This window comes from Sphingomonas segetis, assembly GCF_009720245.1.
Taxonomy (GTDB): Bacteria; Pseudomonadota; Alphaproteobacteria; order Sphingomonadales; family Sphingomonadaceae; genus Sphingomicrobium; species Sphingomicrobium segetis.
Window position 1 is genome coordinate 1 of record NZ_WJSQ01000123.1, and the last position, 8,201, is coordinate 8,201.

The 8,201-nt window shown below is 65.7% G+C and carries 8 protein-coding genes and 1 pseudogene; 3 read left to right on the top strand and 6 right to left on the bottom strand.

Annotated features, from left to right (window positions below; all coding sequences use genetic code 11):
* A pseudogene (locus tag GH737_RS11120) lies at positions 1-333 on the bottom strand (hypothetical protein); the annotation flags it as partial.
* Positions 334-385: 52 nt separating this feature from the next.
* Positions 386-1,621, bottom strand: coding sequence for an MFS transporter (locus GH737_RS11125; protein ID WP_155264888.1), 1,236 nt, complete (start codon positions 1,619-1,621; stop codon positions 386-388).
* Positions 1,622-1,891: 270 nt separating this feature from the next.
* On the opposite strand from GH737_RS11125, the gene GH737_RS11130 reads away from it, so the two are divergent.
* Positions 1,892-2,416: a DUF2975 domain-containing protein gene (locus tag GH737_RS11130; RefSeq protein WP_155264889.1), complete on the top strand. Its 525-nt coding sequence runs from the start codon at positions 1,892-1,894 to the stop codon at positions 2,414-2,416.
* The gene (locus GH737_RS11135) at positions 2,416-2,619 is read left to right on the top strand and encodes a helix-turn-helix domain-containing protein (RefSeq protein WP_155264890.1); all 204 of its coding nucleotides are present in this window, start codon (positions 2,416-2,418) and stop codon (positions 2,617-2,619) included. Before GH737_RS11130 ends, GH737_RS11135 begins: the two co-directional genes overlap by 1 nt.
* On the opposite strand, the gene GH737_RS11140 is transcribed toward GH737_RS11135, so the two are convergent.
* Positions 2,616-3,329, bottom strand: a complete 714-nt coding sequence (locus tag GH737_RS11140; RefSeq protein WP_196233117.1) for a PP2C family protein-serine/threonine phosphatase — start codon at positions 3,327-3,329, stop codon at positions 2,616-2,618. The genes GH737_RS11135 and GH737_RS11140 overlap by 4 nt on opposite strands.
* A 97-nt stretch (positions 3,330-3,426) precedes the next feature.
* On the opposite strand from GH737_RS11140, the gene GH737_RS11145 reads away from it, so the two are divergent.
* A complete protein-coding gene (locus GH737_RS11145; protein ID WP_155264892.1) occupies positions 3,427-5,328 on the top strand; it encodes a serine/threonine protein kinase in 1,902 nt (633 codons plus the stop codon).
* Between the two features lie 10 nt (positions 5,329-5,338).
* Here GH737_RS11145 and GH737_RS11150 read toward each other — a convergent pair whose 3' ends face one another.
* The 3 genes from GH737_RS11150 to GH737_RS11160 all read right to left on the bottom strand — a co-directional run.
* Positions 5,339-6,343 (bottom strand): TIR domain-containing protein, encoded by a 1,005-nt coding sequence (locus tag GH737_RS11150; protein WP_155264893.1) that lies wholly within the window; start codon positions 6,341-6,343, stop codon positions 5,339-5,341.
* 139 nt (positions 6,344-6,482) lie between these two features.
* Positions 6,483-7,844: an acetyl-CoA carboxylase biotin carboxylase subunit gene (gene accC / locus GH737_RS11155; RefSeq protein ID WP_155264894.1), complete on the bottom strand. Its 1,362-nt coding sequence runs from the start codon at positions 7,842-7,844 to the stop codon at positions 6,483-6,485.
* 9 nt (positions 7,845-7,853) lie between these two features.
* On the bottom strand, positions 7,854-8,201 hold a 348-nt coding region (locus GH737_RS11160; RefSeq protein ID WP_155264895.1), incomplete at its 5' end, for an acetyl-CoA carboxylase biotin carboxyl carrier protein.

The window sequence follows — 8,201 nt, forward strand, 5'->3', positions numbered from 1 at the left end:
GCCGGCGCCAGCGACCCTGGCGGCGGGGATGGGCGAGGGCGCAGGGATCCGCGGCTGCGGGGCCACGACGGGTGTTGGCTCCGCCTGTTTCGCGGGCGCTCCGGCTTCGTCCCTCTGCTGCGGCCGGCGGCGCTGCGGCGGCGGCGGCGGCGGAACCGGCGGGGGAGGGGGCGCCCGCAGGTCGAAGGTCTTGAGCTGCTCGACGGCCCTGCTGACGATCTCGACATTGAGGCCGGAGAGAATGACGAAGGCCAGCGCCGCGTGCACCGCGACGACGGCGGCGATCGCTTTGGCCTGGTCCGGTCGGTCAGCGGTTCCGCGGTAGCTCGACACGCCTTTCCTCTCGCCGACTAACGCGTGTCAGCGCCGAAGTTTGCCTTGGGCTTTATTCGTGCGCCGCATTCGGGTCGGCCATGAAATCGGCGTTCTTGCGTTCCGGTCCGATCGCGGTCCACACCGCGATGGCGACAGCCATGGCGCCGCCGAAGATGGCGAGCGCGAGGCCGTAATTGTTGCCGTGGCTCTCGGCGATTCGTGCCTGGAACACGGCGTTGCGCGACATGATGAGGTTGCCGAGCTGGTAGGCGAATCCGGGGAACAGCGCGCGCGCGCCGGGCGGCGCGAGCTCGTTGAGGTGGACCGGGACGATTCCCCACGCGCCCTGGACGGCGACCTGCATCAGGAAGGCGCCGATCCCGAGCAGCAGCGGCGTCGTCGAGAAAGCCCACAGCGGCAGGATCGGCAGCGCGAGCAGGCTGGCAATGACGATTGTCCGCCTGCGGCCGATCCGCTCCGACCAGATGCCGAAGCCGATGCCGCCGACGATAGCGCCGACGTTCATGATCGCGGTGAGGATACCGGTCGTGTGGGTGTCGAAATGGTGCTGCTGCTGAAGGAAGGTCGGGTAGAGGTCCTGGGTGCCGTGGCTGAACGCGTTGAACGCGGCCATGAGCACGATCATGTAGAGCGCAATCTTCCAGTGGCGCAGAAGCTCGGCGACGGGCCGCGCGCGCGCCTTGCCGCGCCGTTGCTCGAAGACCGGGCTTTCCTTCACGTGGATCCGGATGAGGAGGACGAGAAGCGCCGGGGCGACGCCGACCATGAACATGCCGCGCCAGCCGATCGTGTCGAACAGCAGATAATAGACGAGGCTGGCGACGAAATAGCCCGACGGGTAGCCGCTCTGCAGGAGCCCCGAAACAGGGCCGCGCAGCTTCGCCGGGATGGTCTCCATCACCAGGCTCGCGCCAAGACCCCATTCGCCGCCCATGGCGATTCCGAACAGGAACCGGAGCACGAGCAGGCTGGTCAACGACGGCGCGAAGCCCGAGGCGAACTCGAACAGCGAGAAGAGGATGATATCGGCCATCAGCACCGGCCGGCGGCCGAAATGCTCGCCGAGCCAGCCGAAGCAGAAAGCGCCGATCGGCCGCGCCGCGAGCGTCCAGAAGATCGCGACCGCCACCGCCTCGATGTCGGTCCCGAACTCGGCCGCGATGGCCTTGAGCATGAAGACCATCAGGAAGAAGTCGAATGCGTCGAGAGTCCAGCCGAGATAGCTCGCCCAGATCGCGCTGCGCTGCGACGGATCGAGCGCCTTGAGGTCGGCGATGAGGCTCATGTGGCGGTGTCCCCCCTCTAAGGGACATTTACTGAACTCGTGCCTGCCTGCCCGCAAGCGTCGACTCCAGCCAACAAGAAAGGCTCACCCGAGGTGTCGCCCGGGTGAGCCCGTCAGTATTCTCGAGTCTGACTGACCGGCCACAGGGGAAAAGGCCGGCGTACCCTTTAGATCGGGCTGGCGTGGCCACATTCAAGAGGATTGTATTGCCGATAAACGATAAGTATAATATCGTTTCTCGATATCAAGAGACGTTTGGAGTGAAACCCGATGACGAAGCCCGGATCCACCGCACCACCAGTTGCCTATGTGAGCTTGCGAATCCTGATCGTCGTCAACTGGCTGTACGGCGCCGCAATCCTCGGACTCGTCATCTTCGCGAACTCGTATCCTGCCTGGTTCATGAAGGCGATCGACGTTCCCCCGGGGATGGACCCGAAGCCTGTCATGATCGCCCTCACGGCGATCGCCAGCCTGGGGTTGCTTGCAGTTCCGCTCAACCACCTGATCCTGACGCGCCTTCTCCGGATGGTCGAGACGGTCCGGCGCGGCGACCCGTTCGTCGCAGCCAATGCGTACCGCCTGCAGGCGATTGCCTGGGCGCTCCTGGCGCTGCAGGTTCTGAGCATTGTCATTGGCTCGATCGGCAAGGCGATCTCGTCGCGCGGATTTCCGATCCATCTCGATGCGGGCTTTTCAGCCAGCGGCTGGCTCGCGGTGATCCTGATGTTCGTCCTCGCGCGTGTGTTCGCCGAGGGGACGCTGATGCGCGAAGACCTCGAAGGCACCATCTGATGGCGATCGTCGTCCGGCTCGACGATCTGCTGCACGACCGGCGGATGACGCTGACCGAGCTCGCCGAGCGGATCGACATCACACTCGCCAATCTTTCAATCCTCAAGACCGGCAAGGCGCGCGCGATCCGCTTCTCGACGCTCGAGGCGATTTGCGAGGTGCTCGGTTGCCAGCCGGGCGATTTGCTCGAGTTCAAGCCCTAGACAAGGGAGGCGACGATCAGCGAGACGTTGTCCGGCGCACCGCGTGCGAGGACGGTCTCGGTGAGTCGGTCCACAGCTTCGCCTGGCGAAGAGCGTTCCAGCTCTGCTGCAATCTCGTCGTCCGGGACGACGCGGGTCAGCCCGTCGCTCGCGAGCAGGAACCGGTCGCCGGGCATGGCCTCGCCGGCAACGACATCGACGTCGGCATGCTCAGCAACTCCGACGGCGCGGGTGATGAGGTTGGCGTTCGCGTGGCTTTCGGCGTCCTCCGGCTTGAGCATTCCGGCGTCGACGAGGTTCTGGACGAGGCTATGGTCGTGGCTGATGCGCGCAAGCTCGCCGCCGCGGAAGAGATAGGCGCGGCTGTCGCCCATCCAGAAGCAGCGATAGGCGCCGTTCGCGATCGCGAGGCCGACCACGGTGGTGCCGATCGTTTGCTGGCGGTCGCTGGCGCGCGCGAGATCGATCAGCTCGCGGTTGACGCGCTGGATTGCCGCGACCGCCTCGCTGGCGAGCTCATCGAGATCGTCGCAGGGCGGCAGGTTGCGAAGCGCATCGGTGACCATCGCGCTCGCGATCTCGCCGGCCTCGTGACCGCCCATGCCGTCGGCGACGACCCAAAGCCCGCGCTCCGGGTCGGCGAACACGCTGTCCTCGTTGATTTTCCGCTTCAGTCCAACGTCGGTGCGGCTTGCGCACTCAAAACCCATTCGCGCCCCCCGGCATCTGTCCGGCGACTGACTAGCATTTGCCGAAGCTTCATGCGATTTACTTTTCGATAACGCGAACGAGGGGGCACTCGCGGCGATGACCAAGGCGTATAGTAACAAAGCTCTGCCGATGGGCACGGTGCTGCGCGAGTGGCGCATCGAGGAAGTGCTCGGCGTCGGCGGCTTCGGAATCGTCTACAAGGCGCGCGGCGTCTATTTCAACGAGCTCGTGGCCATCAAGGAGTATTTCCCAAGCTCGATCAGCGAACGCGATTCCGAGGACACGGTCGTGCCGATCGATTCGGACGCGGAGGAAGTGCACGCGCTCGGACTCAAGAAGTTCGTCGAAGAGGCCAAGCTGCTGTGGAACCTGTCCACGCCGAGCCGTCATCCCAACATCGTCAGCGTCCGCAGCCTCTTTGAAATCCACGGCACCGCCTACATGGTCATGGATTTCGAAGATGGCATGTCGCTCTCGAGGATGCTCAAGCAGGGCCGCCGCTTCAACGAGCGAAGCCTGTGGAACATCCTCCAGCCGATCGCGGAAGGGCTCGAGCGGGCGCACCGGGTCGGCGTGCTCCACCGCGACATCAAGCCGCCGAACATCCTCATCAATGAGGACAACCGTCCTGTCCTGATCGACTTCGGCTCGGCGCGGTTCGAGGCTGCCGAAGCGACCAGCACCAAGGTGACGTTCCACACGCCCCCTTACGCCGCGATCGAGCAATATGTGAAAACCTACCCGCAGGGGCCGTGGACCGACATCTACGCGCTCGGCGTGGTGATGTACGAATGCGTCACTGGCGAAAAGCCGCCCGAGGTGCTCGAACGGCTACACGCGGGCCTGGGCACGCCGCTCGCCGCGGGGAAATGGCCCGGCTACGGCAAGCGCTTCCTTGCTGCGATCGACACGGCGATGACGGTCAAGCCCGACGAGCGGCCGCAGACGCTGAGCGCGTGGCTTGCCATGTTCGGCAAGCCGGCCGAGGCGACCGACGACGCCGATGACGAGGCGACGCGTTTCTTCGCCTCGCAAGTCGAGGCCGAGGAGATCATGCCGGTCCCGCCGACCCCTGACGTCGATCCCAAGGCGCCGGTGCAGACCGGCGTCCCCGCCGACCCGAAGGAAGCAAAGTTCAAGCGGGTGGGCGAGGAAACCGGGGCCTCGAAGAAGCGGTCGTCGGACAAGAAGGACGCCGAGCCGGCGGCGAAGGAGCCCGAGGCGTCCGAGCCCGCGGACAAGAAGGCCAAGGCGGCAGCCGTGGTCCCGATTGCCGACAAGGCGGCGGTGAAGGGCGGCGAACCGGCAACCGCGAAAAAGAAGCTGAACCCGGTTATGCTCGGCGCGGTCGCGGCCGGGCTGGTCGCGGTCATCGGAGTCGGCGCCTTCACGATGCGCGGCGGCGGCTCGCCCAACGAATTCACGAATGCCGAATCGATTCCGAACGGGGTTGGGGACGTCGCGCCGGCGCTGGGCGCGCCGACCGACGCCCAAGCCGCGACGGATGAAGCGGCGCTGGCGAACGAAGCGCAAAATTCGGCGGCCCCCGAGGCCGCAGAGCAGGAGGATTCAGCGCAGGCACTCCAGGCCGAGAGGGCCAAGGCCGCCGCCGCGCAGGCGCAACTCACGGCGATGAAGAAGGCCGCGGCCAAAGCGGCGGCGAAGGCCGGCCCAGCCGCGCCCTCGGCAGCCACGGCCAGGAACGGCAAGACCGTCGCTGCGGCCGAAATCACCGCCACGCCCGACGCGGGCGTGTCGTCGTCGACCCTGTCCCAGTTCAATGCCACGGTCGACGATGCGCGGGCGATGGCGAAGCGCGTGATGCGCTCGGGATCCGGGCAGAACGTCCAGCTCGCGAGGAATTACGATTCCTATCTGAAGACCCTCAAGGCGTCGATGCGCGGGATCGAGACTGAAAAGGAAGCGCAGAAGCTGCTCAAGCAGGCGAACCAGACGCGCGCCTATATCGTCTTCCTTCAGAAGCAGCCGTCACAATAAAGAAGCAACGTCAGGAAGAAGCGGCGATCCCGGCGGGCTGAAACCAGGTGCGCTCGCGCGCCGCCGCTTCGGCCTTGGTGAGAATCGCGTGGCGCAGCGCCACTTTGCCTATGCGGAGCACTGAACCAACCGGAAGGATGGTCGCGCGGTCGATCCGCACGTCATCGATATAGGTGCCGTTGGTCGAGTTGAGGTCAGTGACCAGCAGCTCGTCGTTGGCAAGGCCGACGATGCAATGTTCGCGCGAGATGCTGCGGTGCGCGAGCACGATGTCGGCCGGGGCGGCTCGGCCGATCTTCACGCCCGACGCTTCGACGACGATCAGTTCTTCAGGCAGCTCGGCATCCTCGATCTCGAGGCAGTGGATTTCGCTCGCCGCCGGATGAGGCTCGGGAGCGACGTTTCGCGGATGCGGGACGACGGCCGGTTCGCGCCGGAAGCGCTCGGCCGAGATCACCTCGTTGCTGCCCGGCCGAAGCGGATGGCGCCCCACGGGCTGAGGCGCCGATGCATTATGCTGTGGCACTGCGGCGCGAGGTTCCGCGGGTTTGTGTGCGACGTCGGCGCCGCTCGCGTGGCCGTCCTCGTCCTCGGCATGGACGAGCCGGCCCAGGTCCTCGACGAAGGTCCGCCAGCGCACGTCGGACCGGTCGCCCTGCCAGTCCGCGAGCTCGGCCGTGTGGGTCAGTTCGAACACGATCGGGCGATCGCACGCCTCGATGATCGCCGGGACGAGCTTGTTGCGCCTGTCGGCGAGCGTCGCCTCGGCGCGAACCCAGCGGGAGGCGACCGAACGCGGCGACCACAGCACGATCACCGCTTTCGCGGCCCTCAGATTCTGTTCGATCACCTCATCGAAGGTCTGGCCCGAGTGGAGCGACGCATCCCACCAGACCCTGAAACCTTCCTCGGCCAGGCAATCGGCGAAAATGCGCGCAGTCTGCCGATCCTGACGGGCATAGGACAAAAATATGTCAGTTCCGGACACGCGAGCCCCCACGCTGATCGTCGCCATTCGTTCGCAACAGGCTGTTGAGCGCAGACTCGGCCGCCTGCGACTCACACGCGCATTTGAACCTTAATTTCGGTTAACCAGAGCCGAAAGTCGAGGACGAACTGAAGAGTGTCGCGGTTTGGGACGGAAATCGAACGGCTTAGACCGGCTCCGACTGCTGCTTCGCCAGCCACTGCTCGAGCCATTTGATGGTATAGTCGCCGGCGAGGAACTCCTCGTCGCGGACCAGCTTCTGGTGCAGCGGGATGGTCGTCTTCATCCCCTCGACGACGAATTCCTCGAGCGCGCGGCGCAAGCGGCGGATGCAGCTCGCGCGGTTTGACCCGTAGACGATCAGTTTTCCGATCATGCTGTCGTAATAGGGGGGCACGCGATAGCCGGTGTAGAGGCCGCTATCGACGCGGACGTGCATTCCACCGGGCGCGACGTAATTCTTCACGAGCCCGGGCGAGGGGGCGAAGGTCTCCGGGTCCTCGGCGTTGATGCGGCACTCGATCGCATGGCCGTGGAGGTGCACCTGCTCCTGCGTGCAGGACAGGCCCTCGCCCGACGCGACGCGGATCTGCTCGCGCACGAGGTCGATGCCGCTGATCATTTCGGTCACCGGATGCTCGACCTGGAGCCGCGTGTTCATTTCGATGAAATAGAATTCCCCGTCCTCGAACAGGAACTCGATCGTGCCCGCGCCGCGATAGCCCATTTCGGCCATCGCGGTGGCGACCAAAGTGCCCATGCGGTGCCGCTGCTTGGGCGTGATCGCGGGGGAGGGCGCTTCCTCGAGCACTTTCTGATGGCGGCGCTGAAGCGAGCAGTCGCGTTCGCCGAGGTGGATCGCGTGGCCGTTGCCGTCGCCGAACACCTGGAATTCGATGTGGCGCGGATTGCCGAGATATTTCTCCATGTAGACGGTGTCGTCGCCGAACGCGGAGCGCGCCTCCGACGCCGCCTGGCTCATCAGGCTCTCGAGCTGGTCCTCCTCGGGGACCACCTTCATTCCGCGCCCGCCGCCGCCCGACGCCGCCTTGATCAGTACCGGATAGCCGATTTGGGCGGCCATTTCCTTGGCCTGCTCGACGCTGACCAGCGGGCCGTCGGAACCGGGAACCAGCGGCAGCCCGAGCCCGGCGGCGGTGCGCTTGGCCTCGATCTTGTCGCCCATCGTCCGGATATGCTCGGGCTTGGGGCCGACCCAGACGATATTGTGGCTTTCGACGATCTCGGCGAACTGCGCGTTCTCCGACAGGAAGCCGTAGCCGGGATGGATCGCGTCGGCGTCGACGATCTCCGCCGCCGAGATGATGTTGGGAATGTTGAGATAGGAGTCGGTCGCCGGCGGGGGACCGATGCACACCGTCTCGTCGGCCAGGCGGACGTGCATCGCGTCGGCATCCGCGGTCGAATGGACGGCGACGGTCCTGATGCCCATTTCGTGGCAGGCGCGGTGGATCCGGAGCGCGATCTCGCCGCGATTGGCGATCAGCAGCTTTTCGATTTTCGCCATCGGGCGACCTTAGCCGATGACGACGAGCGGCTGGTCGAACTCGACCGGCTGCGCGTCGGCGACCATGATCTTCTTGACGATTCCGCCCTCGGGCGCGGTGATCGGGTTCATCACCTTCATCGCCTCGACGATCAACAGCGTGTCTCCGGCCTTGACCGCGTTACCGACCTCGATGAACGGCTTTGAGCCCGGCTCGGCCGAGAGATAGGCGGTTCCGACCATCGGCGACTTGACGGCGGTGCCCGCGACTTCGTCTTCCTGCGCGCCGACGTCTTGGCGAGCGTGCATCGGCGGTGCGCTGAGCGCCGGTGCGCCGGCGAGAGCGGGCGCCGCAGCTGCGCTGATGACGGCGGCGGG